The sequence below is a fragment of the Nitrospiraceae bacterium genome, assembly GCA_020632595.1.
In the GTDB taxonomy this organism is placed as follows: domain Bacteria; phylum Nitrospirota; class Nitrospiria; order Nitrospirales; family UBA8639; genus Nitrospira_E.
Genome location: JACKFF010000006.1, coordinates 143,384 through 159,873, shown reverse-complemented (window position 1 = coordinate 159,873; position 16,490 = coordinate 143,384). Strand labels below are relative to the sequence as shown.

Genomic DNA, 16,490 nt, shown 5'->3' with positions numbered 1-16,490 from the left:
GTACTCCCTCGTACGCTCCGCTCGCCCAAGCAGCTGCGGCCTTCCCTTCGAGCGGCCTCAGGACAGGACTGGACAAGCCTTTTTGAACATTCCCTCCTTGTCTTCAGGTTGATTTCTGTGACGCATATGCCCATGGGAAAATGCAACATACTTGAAATATTCACCAACTCCCGTCACAAAAGTTTCGAGTTCCTGGGTGACCACGAACACTCAACCCAGGAACAGGCGTGCGGCCCGGCAGACTTCCTCGACTGATATTTGCCGCATACAACCTTCTTCCCCACGGGAACACGCGTCATGACAACATTTTTCGCAGTCCAGGCCTTTGTAAATCACGGAAACTTTTTCTCCCCTCGGACCCCACACATAAGGATCAGAGGGACCGAATAAGCCCAGAACAGGACAACCGACGGCTGCCGCCATATGCATCGGGCCCCCATCGTTTCCAATAAATAAGGCGCTTCGCTTCATCACTGCCGCCAGTTGACGCAACCCGGTTTGTCCCATCACATTACGCGGTTTGGACCTGGTCAGATTGACAATCCGGTGTCCTATCAGCATCTCTGACTCGTGCCCGATCAAGGCCACGACCGCTCCATGATCGGCCAGCCAATCGGCCAGGGCCGCAAATCGCTCAAGAGGCCAGGCTTTATTGGCATATCGCGCTGGAGGATGAAGGAGCACAAATGGCGACTGCCCGATCTGGAATGAGGCCATCAATTGATCGCCTTGCTCATGGTCCTCGGGTCGCAGATACCATTCCGGATTGCCCACGGGATCACTGATACCTAAGGCGGCCAACGCCTGGGCATGGTAGTCCACCATGTGCATTGACCCATAGGCTGATGGCAGCACATGCGTATACAGTTTTCCACGCCACCGATTCTCCCGATTAAACCCCAGCCTGACCCCGGCACCGGTCCAATAGGTCAGCAATGCCGAGCGATCCCCGTCCGTTAAATCCACGACCCCATCGAAACGAGCCTGACGCAACGATTGGTAACACGCAAATTGTGGGCCCCATCCTTCACGAGGCAACACCATGGTTGTCTCCAGATAGGGATTCCCGAACAACACACTCTCCGTTCCAGGATTCACCAGAAAGGTGAGTGACGCATCGGGAAATCGCTTGTGCAGAATGGGAAGCAGAGGGGTGGATAACACGACATCCCCGATATACCGAAGCTTAATAAGTAGAAGACGTTTCACGTGAATCGTCACTTCGAGATTATCCTGAAAAAATAATCCTACAGGGGAACCGTTCGGGATACACTCCGAGGGGGCTTCATTTCAGGATCCGTCCGATGGAAGGGAAGGGTTGCTTGCCAGTAAGGCCATAAAACCGACACGGTATAAATCCCCAATACATATTCTCCAAATTCCTCCAGCCCCATGAAGACGAGCTGTGCGTCTTCCAACCCAAGAAATGGAAGATAATAGCCATGCACTTTATCCACCACCACACAGAAACTTAGCAGCATGCCTCCCAGGGTCAATTGGCCAATCCAGGGAGCCCGACTATTCCAGGCTGCCGCCAGTCGTGACCAGATTCGAAAACAGAGGACTATTCCAATAACCATGACGGGAATAATCATACCCCCAATCACCAACAGTCGTTCCCAAATCGGAAATCCCGGATTCCAATAATTCGCAACCTTATCTAAATTCCATCCGGTCGACCAGACATGCGCATCTAATTCCCGCAGCCCAAAAAGAAGACAGAGAGCCGTGAGCCCCAACCACTCAATGCGATGGTGAGAATGACTGAGGCCCGCCGTCAGGCACCACACCGTGGCAACAAACCATACGCCCGCACTCATCATCTCAACCGGCCCGTTTTCTGAGGCAATGACATCTCCCCACCCCGGCAAATTGGTAGACCATTTTGCCCAAAGCGTCATCGTCAAACAAAAAAAGAGCGCCTCCGCAAGGTTCCTCCAACACAGGCGGGGCTGGCTTCGATGTGTATCCGGAAGGAGTGAAGGCTTGTCCGGAGGCATTTGAGGAAATCCCGGTCTCATGTAACTCGGATTGACATCTCTAACAATGTCAAATAGAACCAGTGACAGCCCCCGGCAAGAATCAAGGCCACGCCTCCCAAGAGTACCGCATGGAGCCTTCTGCTCAGGAACCACCCTGCCCTCACACATCCCATAACAAGGAAATAGAGTCCAAGAATGAGAAACCCGACCCCAATGTACCAAGCCACTAAGGCCATGCCCCCGAGGGCATAGATATAGGGAAGACCCTCCTGATAATACGGAACGCGAGGAAGCCCTACTGTTACACCTACCGAAATCAATGCCATCCAAACCGGCCAAGAGGTTATCCAATCCGTGGCATATTTCATGACGCACCTTTGGTTAGCCACACACGTCCCTATAGAGATTCAGCGTGTCCTGTGCCGCCCGCTCCCATGTAAATTGCTTCACCCGCTCAAACCCCTTATTGCGTAATTGCGTTTGTAATTCGCGATCACCCACCAGCCGTTCAATTTCCACTCCCAGTTGCTCCGGATCCAGAGGGTCGACATAGAGAGCGGCATCCCCTGCAACTTCCGGCAAAGCACTCCCCGTCCCGGTAATGATCGGAGCACCACAGGCCATCGCATCAAGAAGGGGAATCCCGAACCCTTCATAGAAGGAGGGAAACACGAAAGCTTCCGCATGGGAATACAGCAGCCGTAAATCTTCGCTGGACACATATCCGGGACAACAGACCGAATCCATAATCCCCAACTCCCCGGCCGTCACCATCAGGCTGGCACCCCGTGATGCTAACTCACCGATGGCCACAAGAGCGCACCCTGAGGCCAGTCGTGGAGATCGGGCAAACGCCTTAAAAACTGCGGTATGGTTTTTCCGGGGTTCAGCTCCCCCCACAAACAGCACAAACGGACGGGCAGGAATGTGCAATCGAGTCCGAACCTCCTGAAGCTTCTGCTTATCACGATCAGGAACCATGTCGGGAGATGGCCCGTGGTGGATCACCGTAATACGGTCGGACGGGAGATGAAGCACCTCTTGAATTTCTCGGGAAGAAAATTTGGAGACCGCCACCACACGAGAGACCTGTCTGGCACGCAGGCCTAACTTCCAGGAGGAAAGTGCTTGGCCAAAGAATTTTTTCGAATACTCCGGATAACGTGCCAACCAGACATCATGGATCGTGAGGATAGTGTGACGTTGGCCATAATCCGGAGCCTTGAAGTTGGTCCCATGAAAAATATCGAGCGGGGGGCGATCTTTCTCCCTTCGGCCAAACCCCCAAGAGGGCTTGGAGCATTTCAGGGAAACATGCGACGGAAAATGAAGCGGGAAGGCTTGGGAAGAACCACTCGATGAGGCATAGGCTTCCCATTCAATATCTTGAGAAAATGAATACATGGCCGGGAAGAGGCATCGCACATACTGTCCAATCCCGCTATAGGCGGACCGCATGGGCCCGGCATCAAATCCGACACGCATCAGGTGTCTGCACCGTTCTGAATCATGGGACAATATCTTATCGCCATGGACTGTCATTCTGGCCAGGGTCATCGCTCGCTACATTATTTCCTGAGAAGATTCCTGGACTTCGAGCTGTCTCATATGCCAGAGCTTGGCATATTTCACAAAGGTATACATACTGGACAGAGCGCTGACTAAAAACCCCGCCATGCCATCGCGATAAGCCTTTCGAGCGAAATAATATTTTGAAAATGTAAAGATCGGGCGAAAAAAGAGGTCTGTGCCACGCACATGGCGTTTGGTTCTAGCCCGGTCTTGAGCGGCCAAGGTCGTAAAATTTGGAAATTTTTCAAAATAATTGTGAAGCGTGGGCCTGGTGAGGTGCACCAATGGACACGAGAGATGGGCCGACTCTCCCAAAAAGATGAATTTATTGTGTGGCTCGGCGTCATCCAAATGGCCGATTCCCCGGCGGAACAGACGCAATTGATAATCAGGATAACACCCGGCGTTCAACACCAGGGAGCCAAAATAATAATTATGACGGGGAACATAATAGGCCACAGGTCCATCCTTGGAACCGGCAGACAGCACCGCTTCTATCTCAGCCTGAAGTTCGGCAGGAATGCGCTCGTCGGAATCCAAAATAAAAACCCAATCCGTAGTCGCTTGATCCATCGCATAATTTTTCTGATCCCCAAACCCTCGCCAGGGGCGTTGAAAAATCTTGTCCGTAAACGTTCTGGCAATATCCATGGTGTGATCCGTACTGAATGAATCCACCACGACGATTTCATCCATCCACGTTGCACTTTCCAGACAGGCCTGAAGGTTTTTCTCTTCGTTGAATGCCACCACGGCACAAGAAACGGTTTCCCGCTTGACGGAACTGACATTCTTTTGGGCTAGACTATTCTGGTTCTTCATAAGATAATTGATCCTTTATCGATAACCGTTAGGGGTAGGAAGGAAAGCTATACCTGCACGGATTCCCGGGTTTGGCATCATCGTCAATTGGTCGATTCCTGCGCATCAGGTATTCCACCCCACCACTCCTCAACCGGCATCCTTCATTTTCCCACCTCGTTTCCTTCACTGTACTTCTGAGAGCCAAACCGTCCCATACGGCTGGATATATCGACAAAGCTCCTCAAACACCACCATGCCATCGGCAACCTCCATGCACATCGGATGGGCAAGAACCGTCGCTGTTCCTCCTTGCTCGCATATACTCCGTATGCTCGACTTCACCTGATCGGCCCAATCCGTGATAGGCATTCGGTGGGTAAGGCGCTCCGGCCTGGTTTTCCCATGTTGATATTTTCCATGTAAGACATGTTCGTGATCCGGAAGAACATTCATCGGAACCGAACGATAGCCGGGACGCACCCATTCGGCGGATATCTTCAAATCGGAGACCTCATCGGACACCACATGGATTCCACAGGATTCTAACAGGTGATCCGTATCAACGGTTCGTATATAACTATGGTTTCGCCATATCTGAATTCGTTGGCCCGTCACCTGTTGAATGCTGGCAATGGTCCTCTGAATATCCCGAAGTTGATGCGCTGTGGTTCCCCATGGCGTTCCATACACTTTTTTGAATATTCGCGATAACGGATCTCGAAAAGCCGCAAAGGTATGGCCCCCAGTTTCACAATGAGGCAGAGCCGATAGGATTTTCACTGTCTCCGGTTCCTCCTGGCAGGCTTTTCCGGTAAAAAACAGCGTGACTTTCACTCCGTATTTCCCGGCAATATCACAATATTTCCCGGCTAATGCGACTTCTGTTTGAGAGCTAAATGGCGTATCGGTTCCCCGATACGAGCGCTGGTGGACATCCCCTGTCAGACAAACCATGCTTAGAATCCTTTGCAGCTCAACTAAATAATTTCGCCGACGTGCGCCACACCCGCTCAAGACCTCTTTACGACAAAAGGAGAGTGTGTTTGCATCAATTGCCGATACACCAACTCCGTTTGAGTCAGCATGTGTTCCATGGAAAATCGTTCGTGGATGACCTCTCGCCCGATCTTCCCCATTCGGCTCGCGGCAATGGGATCAGACAGAAGACAGGCAATTTTTTCGGCTAAGATCTCGGGGTTTCGTGGAGGGACCAACAGTCCGCTCAAGCCATCCTGCACCACCTCGGGCACTCCTCCGACCGCAGAAGCGACCACAGGACGTTCCATGGCTAAGGCTTGAGTGAGAGATTGAGGAATACCTTCTTCAAAAGAAGGAATAACGACCACATCAAGGATCGCCAGCAAAGCCGGCACATCCTGCCGAAACCCGATAAGATGCACACAGTGCTCCAAGCCAAGCTCTCGAATCCGATCCACCAGTGCCGCTTGTTGTCCGCCTTCTCCAATGATAACGCACTCGACGGTGGAAAAGCGTTCCCTGAGCCATCGGACCGCCTCGATTAAGACCGCCATGCCCTTTTCCGGGCGCAGAAAGGTGACAGCTCCAACCAGAGGCCCTTGGCTTGCAAGCCCCAAACTCTTTCGTAAAGACGCATCCGGGGGTTGGGGATGAAATCGCTCCAAATCAACGCCCGTGGGTATCGAAATGACCCGCGAGGGGCTCAGCCGGATCCGTGTCATCAATCCCTGCCTGACTGCCTCACCCGTGGTGGTGATGACATGGGGCAATTTTCCATAGAGGAGTCGATGCCGCCACGTCCGTGAGACCGGCGTGCTTTTGTGGCGGGTCCGGACAATGATGGGGCGGCGAGATGAGATTCGTCCGGCAATCGATGCAGTCCAACTATCTAGTGACCCGTGCGTATTGACCACATCAATCTCATAGTGTTTCAAAATTCGCAAATAAGAGGGGACGAGCGTGATCCACCCTCGCTTGCCGGAAGTGATTATTTGGACCCGGAGCCCTCGCTGCTCCGCCAGGGCAGCCAAACGACTCCCATGCGGGGCAGCCACGACCACCGTATGGCCACGCTTCTCCATGCCTTGCGCTTCCTCCAATATGCGGTATTCCTGCCCTCCCATCCCTGATGAAGATTCCGTGTGAAGAATGCGCATGGGTCCTTGATAACGAGAGAGAGTTGGGCTTACCTTTGGCCTAGCCATTGGAGGATCAACGGGATCGCAGATGAGGTCCATAGAGTCAACGTTTTTGCATTTCCCACAACTTGGCGTATTTCACAAAGGTGTAATAGGCATACAACATGGATAAAATCAGTCCAGGTTTGCGGTCCAACATCCCCCCCCGAAACACGTACATTTTCAGAAAAGTAAATAAGGGACGAAGCACCAACTGATGGGGGCGGAATGTCCGGCCTTCACGATGCATGTCCTCCGCCCGCAAGCTGGAATACCGATCCATTTTCCGAAAGTAGTGATCGATATCCCGAAAGGGAATCTGCTCCAGACTGGCATGAAGATATCCAAGTTTCCCCGTCAGCTCATAGCCCTCATGAACCAGCTCCTCGCGATATCGCATATGTCCCTTATGAAAAAACTGGGGTTGCCGGTAATCAGGATACCATCCACAATGTTTGATCCACCGCCCTAGGAAAAAATTTCTTCTGGGAATCTTATATGCCTGCGCCGAAGGCCCAGCCAGAAGCAACCGTTCGATTTCTTCCTGCACCATTGGCGTCACCCGTTCATCCGTATCCAGGCTCAACACCCAATCATGCGCGGCATGGGTCAGAGCGTGATTTCGAAGCACCCCAAACCCCTGGAAGGGATAATGGAAAATCTTGGAGGTAAATTCACGGCAAATATCAGTCGTTCCATCCGTACTATGAGAATCGATCACCACCAGCTCATCCACCCAATGAAGACTCTCTAAACATTTGCGCATATTCGGTGCATCATTATAGGCAATCACCACAGCGGAAACTTTTTCTCTCGTGCGTTGTTCCATCATACGGATTTTTCCTTCGACCTTCTCACAGATTTACGGGTTCGCCGAGGATGGGGTTGCCGGCATGCGATCATTCCTTCGATGGGAGAAGCTTCCGACGATGCCTTTGACCTCACGAAAAAGATCCTCGAGCGAGATCAATTCCAGGCATTCCAGATAGTGGGGATTTCTGCACCTTCGTGCTCCACAGGGACTGCAGGGCAATTCCCTGCGCAGAATAACATGGTTGCCCAAGGGATAAGGACCTGTCGCTTTGGGATGCGTGGGGCCAAAGACCGCGAGCACGGGAATTCCCACTCCCGCTGCAAGGTGAATGAGGGCCGAATCGTTTCCAATAAGCAGATGCATTCTTCGCAAAAGTGAGGGCAATTGGGGAAGAGACAGTCGTCCGACCAGATTGATCAGACCCTGTGGCACGAGACAATCAAATTCCCCGGCAGCAGGGATCTCTGACGCTCCACCCAACAGCACAACACGAACATCGGGCCACTGCACCAATTCACTGGCCAGATCCACAAACCGTTTAAACGGCCAGGACTTCATGGCAGACCGTGTCCAAGGTGCTAAAGCAATCAGGTGTTCATGGTCCTGAACGTGTGCATCCTGAAGCATCGTTTCAGTGGCAAGACGATCGGTAGAGGATTGAGGCAGATGGAACACCGGAGTAGATGAGCGTCCGCCCAGAAATGTGGTGATCGCGACATTCCGGTCAACGGCATGGATCTCCAACAAACGCCAGGGGGAAGGCTTCGTCTCCGGGAGAGGCACCCGGTGAGTATAAAACCAGGTCGCTCCTTCCCTGGCTCTCGCAAACCCCACACGGGTTTGGGCTCCGGTCATCACGCCAAAGATCCCTGAACGGAACAGCCCTTGAAAATCCACAACCAGATCAAACTGTCCTCTTCGGAGTGTCCGAAAGATATGCGGCCAATTCTGCCAAGACACATTCACAGCCAAAAGGTCATCAATATCGGGATTCCCTTCCAGAATCGGCGCCCAGATCTCTTTAACCATCCAGGTCAGTCGGGCGTGCGGAAACCGCTGACGCAACCCAGCCACGGCTGGAAGGGCATGAACAATATCGCCCAGCGAACTTAATTTGATGACCAGGATGCGCTGAGGAGTGATGTCCATACGTACCCGAGGGAACCCTTTAGTCCATCGACACCATACGCTATCTCACTATCGCGTATGAACGGATTAGCGGCTTCATCGGTTTTGCCTGATCCGGTTGTTTCGGTTCATGATCTGCTGTTCTATCCAGTCGACGGCATGAACAAAGGTGTCGGCGACATAGTCAACCGGCACCTGTCCCGCGTCTCTCGCGCTCACCACATCCGCACTATACGAACTCGTCATGACCAGGACACCGGGTACCGAGGCGGTGCGAGCCGCCTCTAAATCACTGCGTTTGTCCCCGACCAGATAGCACTGCGACACATCGAGAGCAAAGCGCGCGGCAGCTTGATGAATTAACCCCGCTTTGGGCTTTCGACATCCACACCCGTCCTGAGGATGATGAGGGCAGAAGAAAATACCATCAATCCTGGCTCCAGACGGACGAATCAACTCCGCCAGCCTCTCATGGATCGACTCCAACCCTTCGATGGTCATCATCCCCCGACCAATCGCCGATTGATTGGTGACTAGAAGCACCATAGCCCCTAAGCGGTTTAATCGGGCGATGGCTTCAGGGACTCCGGGGAACAACACCAATTGTTCGGGAGAAGTGACATACCCCGTATCGTGGTTCAAGGTGCCATCCCGATCCAAAAACACGGCCGTACCCCGTGCGGCGGACTCATTTTTCATCCAACATGCCCTCTGATCTGCCCCTCGTTCGGGTAGCCTGCTGACATCAGCCTGAGTTGAGACAACGCGACGTCCACAACCTGCTCAACGGACACCTGGCTCATGCAACGATGATCAATCGGACAGGCGCGCAATAAGCACGGTGCACAACGGACCGATGCCGTCACCACGCCACTGAATTGCCCATAAGGACCTGTCGTGGAGGGATCCGTTGAACCAAAAATCGCCGCGACCGGTACCCCAAGAGCCTGGGCCACATGCATGGGTCCCGTGTCGTTGGTAACCAAGATGGAGCAGCGTGTCAACACTCCCATCAATTCCTGTATGGTGGTTTGTCCTGAGAGGACAATCGGCTCATACCGCATCCGTCTGGCAATGTCCTGCGCAAGCTCTTCTTCCCCTTTGCCTCCAATCAGGACACAGCGGACAAACGGAGCCCCGGGAAATTCTTTTGTTAGACGCTCAACCAGGCAATCACCCACCTCCGCGAAACGTTCCGGTATCCATCGCTTGGCCGATCCATACACCGAACCGGGATTAATCCCTATGACCAGACCATCTGATGGAAGAAATATCTCAGGAAATTGTCTGGCACATGCATGCTTCACCTCAGGAGATAGAAATAGTTGAGGGCTATGATGTTTTCCTGGAGAGTGAGTGATGGCCTTCACAATGTCCCGATAATACGCCGTATGATGCAGCTTCGCCCGATCCGGACTGGGCACATGCTCGGACAGAAGCCAACGCCGTCCGTCCGTCGCATACCCGATGCGGGATGGGATACCAGCCACCCAGGCAATGAGGGCGGCTTCAAAGGCATTTTGAAATAACACCGCACGATCAAACTGTTTTCTCTTCACAAGTTGAATGAGGCGCCAGAGCCCGAAAAGGCCCTGATGCTCCCCTTGATGGAAATACATCATGACCTCATCCACGCCCGGATGTCCTGCCAACAATTCTCCGATGATCGGCCTGGCCAACACCGTGACTTTGGCATCCGGATGATGATTCCGTAAATCCATGAGCGCCGGTAGGCACATCACGGCATCGCCGATCCAGTTGGGAACGCGCACGAGAATATTCATCGAAAAACGTCAGGCCCCCTCACATAACCGATCTGCTTGACCCTATCTGATCAACCATATCTGAGTCCTATGGACAAATGGCATGGAGCTGTTTACGTAACTGGTGTTCCCCTTGAGTCATCCGGACGTGCACCTCCAGCGCCCATAGAGGATCATCATGTTTCAGATACTCTCTAATTTTCAGAGCATCTTTCTCTGTTGTGATCGCGAGATCAAGCCCTACACGTCGCATCTTCAAACGAATGCCTTCAACATCTTTTTCCGAATAGGCAAAATGGTCGGGGTACCGAACCTCCTCACCCACCGTCAACCCACAGGACGCCACACTCCTCCGAAAGGAGGCGGGATTGCCTATCCCGCTAAAAAGCAAACAAGCTGTCCTCTTAAAGTTCACGGCCTGTTGGGATTTCCCTGTCGCAATATGCGTGAACATTCCAGGTTCGGTTTCCAGACGTATGGGGACAATGGAGGTTCCCACGCTCTGTTCAATTCGATTCTGGAGTGATGCGACCGATACAACTTGTTCCGTTCGACTGAAAACGATCGTCGAGGCCCATTTTGCTGCGGACAGCGGTTCACGCATTCGGCCGGCTGGCACGACACCGCTTAGGCCCTCAACATCAGTCGCATCAAATAAGAGCACATCCAGATCGCGATAGAGAGAAAGATGTTGGAAGCCATCATCAAGAAGAAAGCAATCGCATGAGGCCTGCTCTAACACCCACTGTCCCAGACGATAACGATTGGGCCCCACAGCCACAATTGCCCATGGGCACTTTTCGGCCATTAATATGGCCTCATCCCCTACCGACCGCCAATCTCCCTTCAGCGAAACCCCATCAGAGACCAGCTTATTTACTGCCGAACAGTGCCTTCCATACCCACGGCTTAAAATCGCCACCCGCTTGCCCCGCTCATGAAGCCTGGCGGCCAACCACATCACCAATGGAGTCTTCCCGGTTCCCCCCACGGTCATATTACCCACACTGATCACCGGTTTGGGCAATCGATGTCGAGGAAACCAGCCACATTGATAGGCCGCCCTCCGAAACTGGCCGACTGCGCCATAGGGAACAGCACACCACCGGAGAATCCATGGGCAACGCCGGTCCAACCAACGCCAGAGCCGTTCCGGGTTTACACCAAGCGAAGGAGAGGTCGTATTCACGAAGGACACATGGCGGAGATCATATTCTCCCCTTATACAGGGCTCTAACGGAAGCTTATCGGAGCACTTCTTGAGATTTACGTGCAGAAGACCCTTTCGCCGACAAAGAGAAAAAGGCCGAATGGTCCTTGTCCAAGAATTGATCAATCCATTGCAGATTCCTTGTGACGACGCCCCGATGGGTCCGGACCATTTCCAAAGCCCGTTGGCCCATCTCCTCGGCTGCTGAAGGATGCGCGATCAGACGAATCAACTGAAAAGCCAAATTCTCCTGATTCTGAATTTGTAGGCCTCCTCCTGCTCCCAAAAGCCGTCCGGCAATGTCCCGGCAATGATCAACATGGGGGCCAAATAGAACGGGGCGACCCCATTGTGCAGGTTCCAACAAATTATGTCCTCCAACCGGAACCAGAGTCCCCCCCACAAATGTGACCCAGGCCTCCCGGTAGACAAAGGCCAACTCCCCCCTGGTGTCTAATACGATGACGCGGGGCCCCTTCTGAAAAGTCTGATCTCCGGCATTTTGCCCCAACCGGCTGCGACGGACACACGCGAATCCATGCTGTTGTATAACCTGTTCAAGGGCAGCCGCACGCTCGATATGCCGTGGAGCCATCACCAGTACCGCCTGAGGGTGTTGGGCAATCACCATCCGGTACGCGTCCAATATATACTCTTCTTCCTGCGGGTGCGTACTCCCAGCCACAATGAGTACCTCAGCACCCTGGCACGCAAAGAGGGCCCTGAAAGAAACATGGGCATCGGCAGCCTGTCCTTGCTCAAGCCCTTGATCAAACTTCATATTCCCGGTGACATGAATAGCAGTTAGCTCGGCCCCTAACCGGCCGATGCGCTCAGCATCGCGTTCGGATTGCATCAAGGCCAGATCAAGACAACTCAACACCTGCTTCATTATGCCTCTAGCCCAGCGATATCTGGCAAAGGATCGTGAAGAAATTCTCCCGTTGACAAGACAGACCGGTACCCGATGCCGTTGAAGATTTTTCAGCAGATTGGGCCAGAATTCTGATTCGACCAAGATAAAGAGGCGGGGCTGAAGTATGCGGATATACCGGTTAACCGCCCACCAAAAATCAACGGGAGCATAACAATGGACAGCCACACCCGCCAAACGCTTGATCACGACTTCCCGACCGGTCTCCGTCACCGTGGACACGACCAACGGCCACTGAGGATACCGCTGTTTCATCGCCTGGAGGAGCGGAACAATCGTCGCTACCTCCCCCAGAGAAACCGCATGGATCCAGATGACCGGTTTTTGCAGATTCCGCAATTCGACAGGCACCGCCCCAAGCCGGCACCAAAGGCCGCGTTGACTGCGTTTTTTTGTCAGCAGGAGTCCGATGATAATGGGAAAGGACAATACCAGCAGCACATTGTACATCACATAATACATGAGTCGGTTACCCGTCGAGGGTCTCATTTATATCGATCGGATTCTGGGAAGACATTCGGCGAAGAAATGATTCAACCGGGTCGGAATCCTGAACAGCCAATTCCGCTTGAGCCGTGAGCCGGTTCAAGGAATTTTCCAGCTCCAACCCTGGACCGGATAGCTGCTCGTTGGAAAGATCCTGGCTTACCCAGATGGGTGGGCCCCACACAAACAACCCGACCCCACCGGGATAGGGAATCTGGAAACGATCCCAACTCGTAAAGACTTTTTTTTTGAGCAGGCAAAGGTGAGAGGGATTATGGGCAATCCTGTCGCCTTTGCCAGGTAAATCACTCCCGATTGTACCGTGCAGGCTGGTCCCTTCGGGCCATCGGGCGTCACAACCAGATCCCCGCCATTCCTTCCGGCCTTCAACAATTGCCTGGTAGCTCGAAGTCCCCCGCGTGTGCTCGACCCGCGAATGGACTGAAATCCAAAATATCCCATAATTCGCGCGATAATTTCCCCATCCCGATGCTGACTAATCAAAATTGAGGCCTGTCGCCCACGGTAGGCCAAGGGCATCATCAACTGACGGCCATGCCAAAAGGCAATAATGATCTGTCGGCCTTGGCGATACAACTCATCCACGGCTTCCCCACCGACGGTGGATAGACGCATCGTATGCCCCAAAAGGCGAATCAGATGTGCGGCCAATGGCGGAGCGACGGACAGTTTGATCCAATTCAACATAGGAACGGCGCTCTTCAATTCAGGAGGTCGTCGGTAACGGTTCGGGTTGAGCCAGTAAAAATTGCGTTTGATACAATCGGGTATAGAGGCCACCCTGTTGAAGCAAGGTGGCATGAGTGCCGATTTCTTCAATTTTCCCACGATTCATCACCACGATACGATCGGCATGTTGTACCGTGGACAATCGGTGGGCAATGATCAAGGTCGTTCTGGCTTTTACCAGATTTGCCAGAGCTTTCTGCACCAGCTTTTCGGATTCCGAATCCAGAGCGGACGTCGCCTCATCCAGAATCAGAATCGGGGGATCCCGCAAAATTGCCCTGGCAATCGCGAGTCGTTGACGCTGTCCACCTGATAATCGTAGTCCATTCTCACCAACCAGCGTATCCAGGCCCTGAGGGAGCCGCTCAATAAATTCCCATGCAAAGGCGGCGCGAGCTGCCTCAATGACCGCCTCCTCACTCGCATCCAGACGGCCATAGGCGATATTATTTCTGATCGTATCATCAAATAACACGGTTTCTTGAGACACGATGCCAATCTGCCGTCTCAGAGACGATCGATCAACCAGGCGAATATCTTCACCATCAATTTTCACGGCTCCTTCCGTCGGACGGTAGAACCGTGGGACCAAACTCACGAGCGTGGTTTTTCCACTACCACTGGCTCCGACAAAGGCCACCACCTCCCCCACATTGATCGTGAGATTGATCTCGTGCAAGGCCACCTCGTCAGAGCCCTCATACCTGAAGTTGACACCGGAAAATTCCAAATTTTTCGCCATGGGTGGCAGAATTTTCTTACCTTCGTCTTTCGCTAATTCACTTTCCAGGTCAAGGACCTGAAACACTCGCTGAGCGCCCGCAAGCGCGCGCTGAACGGACTCATTGGCTCCGGACATTTTCCGGAGGGGGGCATACGCCATGAACATAGCAGCCAGAAAGGAAAAGAACTCTCCCGGCTTCATCTCTCCGGCAATGACTAATCCTCCCCCATACCAGATAATAAAGGCCACACCGCAGACGCCAATGACTTCAAGAAGCGGAGAGGCCATGGCTGAGGTTTGAGATGACTTCACTTTTGCGGTCCGAAAGGCTTGATTGGTCAGCGAGAATCGGTCGGCCTCCTTTTCTTCCTGACCGTAAGCCTTCACGATCTTGATACCAGAAAAGGCTTCTTTTAAGACGGAAGCCATTTTCCCAATGGATTCCTGGCCACGCTTGGAAAGCTTACGAATCCGTCGGCCGACCCGGACCAACACCAATGAGGAGAAGGGTAATACAACCAGCACAATTGTCGCGAGTTTCCAATTTTGATAAAAGACCACGGACAGCATTGCCACAAACGTCAGCCCCTGTTGAAAGATATCCTTCAACACACTGGGAATGGCATTCGCCATTTCGTTGACATCGCTAATTACCCTGGCCATCAACCGTCCTGACGTATTCGCATCGTGAAAACGAATAGGCAGGCGCACGATATGAATAAACAATTGTTGGCGAATATCGGACACCAGCCAATGGCCCACATAACTCATGAGATACCCCTGTCCATAGGCAAAGGAGGCTTTTAGAATCGCAACACCCAGAACAGCCAATGGAAGAATGAGCAACATCTCTTGATTGCGTTCAATAAAAATTCCATCCAGAACCGGTTGGACAAGCCACGCATAGACCGCTGATAATCCTGCCACTCCGGCAGAACAGACAAACGCGCCAAGCAACCGCAGGCGGTACCCCTTCAGATATGACACGATTCGCCAGAAGGTCTTCATACGGTCGCCTCGGCGAGAATAAATTCTGCAGCCCGTTTCGACGCTCCCGCCCCCCCCAGAGCAGTCCGGATGGACTGGAAAGCCTGGATCATATCGTGTTGGCGGCGAACGTCTTGCAAGATATCCAAGGCCTCGTGGGCAATACGGTCCGGGGTCATACGGTCCTGAATCAGCTCCGGGACAATTTCTTGACCGGCTAAAATATTCACTAGACTAATATAGGGAATTTTAACCAGACGTTTGGCAATATGATAGGTCAAGGGGGATGTTCGATAGACCACGACCATCGGCGTTCCAATCAGTGCCGCTTGCAACGTCGCTGTTCCAGAGGTCACCAGTAAAAGATTTGAGGCCGCCATCACCTCATTGGACAGACCTTTGACCACCTTGACCTGTTGCTTAACCTGCCCAAGAAGCTCGTTCACCATCGAATCGGAGAGGGAAGGCGCCTGGGCAAGAATGACCTGAATTTGAGGGTGTTGGGTCCGTATCTGTTCAACGGAACTCAAGAAGGCCGGCAACACCTCCCGGACTTCCCGGACACGACTCCCGGGCAGCAGACCGATCACCAGGTCCTCTCTCTTTAATCCTAATTCCTGACGCTCACGCACAATATCGTAGGCAGGCTTTAGTTCATCCAATAATGGATGGCCAACATAGGTGCAGGAAATGCCGGCTTTTTGGAAATAGGCCTCTTCGAATGGAAGAATCGCTAATACATGACTGATCACTCTTCGAATGAGTGTTAAACGACGGCTTCCCCACGCCCACACCTGAGGGGCAATGTAATAGATCATTTTGCGTGACCGGTCTGCGAGAGCCTTGGCCAGTCGAAGATTCAATCCCGGACTGTCGATGAGAATGATGGCATCAAAGCGTTCATGTTGGAGGTAAGCGGTTAGCGTTCGTAGGGTCTTCCATCCCTGTATGAGCTGCCGGATCCCGGGAACGCCCATAGCATCGACCCGTTTGACATGCGGAAGAAGTGTGACCCCGGCTGCCAACATCCGACTGCCACCCACACCGATTAATTCCACAGCGGGATTCAGTTCCCGAAGCGCCAGGGCTAAATGCGCTCCATGAATATCGCCAGATGTTTCACCGGTCACTAAGAAAATTTTTGGCATCGGGACTCTAACAGACCGCTCATGGCAAATAG

At 52.8% G+C, this 16,490-nt stretch carries 16 protein-coding genes; all 16 read right to left on the bottom strand.

The features are described from left to right. Positions 1 to 210: 210 nt before the first annotated feature. The 16 genes from waaF (H6750_12760) to lpxB all read right to left on the bottom strand — a co-directional run bounded on the left by waaF (H6750_12760) (position 211) and on the right by lpxB (position 16,458). Positions 211 to 1,221, bottom strand: coding sequence for a lipopolysaccharide heptosyltransferase II (gene waaF, locus H6750_12760; GenBank protein ID MCB9775176.1), 1,011 nt, complete (start codon positions 1,219 to 1,221; stop codon positions 211 to 213). Positions 1,222 to 1,247: 26 nt separating this feature from the next. Beyond that, complete coding sequence (locus H6750_12755) at positions 1,248 to 1,907, bottom strand: hypothetical protein (GenBank protein ID MCB9775175.1); 660 nt, start codon at positions 1,905 to 1,907, stop codon at positions 1,248 to 1,250. 110 nt (positions 1,908 to 2,017) lie between these two features. Beyond that, positions 2,018 to 2,350: a hypothetical protein gene (locus H6750_12750; protein ID MCB9775174.1), complete on the bottom strand. Its 333-nt coding sequence runs from the start codon at positions 2,348 to 2,350 to the stop codon at positions 2,018 to 2,020. Positions 2,351 to 2,363: 13 nt separating this feature from the next. After that, on the bottom strand, positions 2,364 to 3,467 hold the full coding sequence (locus tag H6750_12745) for a glycosyltransferase family 4 protein (GenBank protein ID MCB9775173.1): 1,104 nt from the start codon (positions 3,465 to 3,467) through the stop codon (positions 2,364 to 2,366). 78 nt (positions 3,468 to 3,545) lie between these two features. Continuing rightward, positions 3,546 to 4,376, bottom strand: coding sequence for a glycosyltransferase family 2 protein (locus H6750_12740; protein ID MCB9775172.1), 831 nt, complete (start codon positions 4,374 to 4,376; stop codon positions 3,546 to 3,548). Positions 4,377 to 4,541: 165 nt separating this feature from the next. Then, on the bottom strand, positions 4,542 to 5,312 hold the full coding sequence (locus H6750_12735; GenBank protein ID MCB9775171.1) for a polysaccharide deacetylase family protein: 771 nt from the start codon (positions 5,310 to 5,312) through the stop codon (positions 4,542 to 4,544). Positions 5,313 to 5,368: 56 nt separating this feature from the next. Then, positions 5,369 to 6,493 carry a glycosyltransferase family 4 protein gene (locus H6750_12730; GenBank protein MCB9775170.1) on the bottom strand — a complete coding sequence of 375 codons (1,125 nt, stop codon included), beginning with the start codon at positions 6,491 to 6,493 and terminating at the stop codon, positions 5,369 to 5,371. An 85-nt stretch (positions 6,494 to 6,578) separates the two neighbouring features. Continuing rightward, complete coding sequence (locus H6750_12725; protein MCB9775169.1) at positions 6,579 to 7,346, bottom strand: glycosyltransferase family 2 protein; 768 nt, start codon at positions 7,344 to 7,346, stop codon at positions 6,579 to 6,581. Positions 7,347 to 7,376: 30 nt separating this feature from the next. Then, positions 7,377 to 8,477 carry a glycosyltransferase family 9 protein gene (locus H6750_12720; protein ID MCB9775168.1) on the bottom strand — a complete coding sequence of 367 codons (1,101 nt, stop codon included), beginning with the start codon at positions 8,475 to 8,477 and terminating at the stop codon, positions 7,377 to 7,379. 75 nt (positions 8,478 to 8,552) lie between these two features. Then, positions 8,553 to 9,155, bottom strand: a complete 603-nt coding sequence (locus tag H6750_12715; GenBank protein MCB9775167.1) for an HAD family hydrolase — start codon at positions 9,153 to 9,155, stop codon at positions 8,553 to 8,555. Next, complete coding sequence (gene waaF / locus H6750_12710) at positions 9,152 to 10,240, bottom strand: lipopolysaccharide heptosyltransferase II (protein MCB9775166.1); 1,089 nt, start codon at positions 10,238 to 10,240, stop codon at positions 9,152 to 9,154. Before waaF (H6750_12710) ends, H6750_12715 begins: the two co-directional genes overlap by 4 nt. 67 nt (positions 10,241 to 10,307) lie before the next feature. Beyond that, complete coding sequence (lpxK, locus tag H6750_12705) at positions 10,308 to 11,408, bottom strand: tetraacyldisaccharide 4'-kinase (protein MCB9775165.1); 1,101 nt, start codon at positions 11,406 to 11,408, stop codon at positions 10,308 to 10,310. A 55-nt stretch (positions 11,409 to 11,463) separates the two neighbouring features. Further along, a complete protein-coding gene (locus H6750_12700; protein ID MCB9775164.1) occupies positions 11,464 to 12,825 on the bottom strand; it encodes a 3-deoxy-D-manno-octulosonic acid transferase in 1,362 nt (453 codons plus the stop codon). A 183-nt stretch (positions 12,826 to 13,008) separates the two neighbouring features. Continuing rightward, positions 13,009 to 13,557: a lysophospholipid acyltransferase family protein gene (locus H6750_12695; protein MCB9775163.1), complete on the bottom strand. Its 549-nt coding sequence runs from the start codon at positions 13,555 to 13,557 to the stop codon at positions 13,009 to 13,011. Between the two features lie 19 nt (positions 13,558 to 13,576). After that, a complete protein-coding gene (gene msbA, locus H6750_12690; GenBank protein MCB9775162.1) occupies positions 13,577 to 15,331 on the bottom strand; it encodes a lipid A export permease/ATP-binding protein MsbA in 1,755 nt (584 codons plus the stop codon). Then, positions 15,328 to 16,458, bottom strand: a complete 1,131-nt coding sequence (gene lpxB, locus H6750_12685; GenBank protein MCB9775161.1) for a lipid-A-disaccharide synthase — start codon at positions 16,456 to 16,458, stop codon at positions 15,328 to 15,330. Before lpxB ends, msbA begins: the two co-directional genes overlap by 4 nt. Between the last annotated feature and the right edge of the window lie 32 nt (positions 16,459 to 16,490).

What these genes read in the sequence shown, in the direction of transcription:
- H6750_12750 (MCB9775174.1), bottom strand. Translation starts at nt 2,350, where the DNA reads ATGAAATATGCCACGGATTGGATAACCTCTTGGCCGGTTTGGATGGCA.
- H6750_12745 (MCB9775173.1), bottom strand. Translation starts at nt 3,467, where the DNA reads ATGCGTGTCGGATTTGATGCCGGGCCCATGCGGTCCGCCTATAGCGGG.
- H6750_12740 (MCB9775172.1), bottom strand. Translation starts at nt 4,376, where the DNA reads ATGAAGAACCAGAATAGTCTAGCCCAAAAGAATGTCAGTTCCGTCAAG.
- H6750_12735 (MCB9775171.1), bottom strand. Translation starts at nt 5,312, where the DNA reads ATGGTTTGTCTGACAGGGGATGTCCACCAGCGCTCGTATCGGGGAACC.
- H6750_12730 (MCB9775170.1), bottom strand. Translation starts at nt 6,493, where the DNA reads ATGCGCATTCTTCACACGGAATCTTCATCAGGGATGGGAGGGCAGGAA.
- H6750_12725 (MCB9775169.1), bottom strand. Translation starts at nt 7,346, where the DNA reads ATGATGGAACAACGCACGAGAGAAAAAGTTTCCGCTGTGGTGATTGCC.
- H6750_12720 (MCB9775168.1), bottom strand. Translation starts at nt 8,477, where the DNA reads ATGGACATCACTCCTCAGCGCATCCTGGTCATCAAATTAAGTTCGCTG.
- H6750_12715 (MCB9775167.1), bottom strand. Translation starts at nt 9,155, where the DNA reads ATGAAAAATGAGTCCGCCGCACGGGGTACGGCCGTGTTTTTGGATCGG.
- waaF (MCB9775166.1), bottom strand. Translation starts at nt 10,240, where the DNA reads ATGAATATTCTCGTGCGCGTTCCCAACTGGATCGGCGATGCCGTGATG.
- H6750_12700 (MCB9775164.1), bottom strand. Translation starts at nt 12,825, where the DNA reads ATGTATTATGTGATGTACAATGTGCTGCTGGTATTGTCCTTTCCCATT.
- H6750_12695 (MCB9775163.1), bottom strand. Translation starts at nt 13,557, where the DNA reads ATGTTGAATTGGATCAAACTGTCCGTCGCTCCGCCATTGGCCGCACAT.
- msbA (MCB9775162.1), bottom strand. Translation starts at nt 15,331, where the DNA reads ATGAAGACCTTCTGGCGAATCGTGTCATATCTGAAGGGGTACCGCCTG.
- lpxB (MCB9775161.1), bottom strand. Translation starts at nt 16,458, where the DNA reads ATGCCAAAAATTTTCTTAGTGACCGGTGAAACATCTGGCGATATTCAT.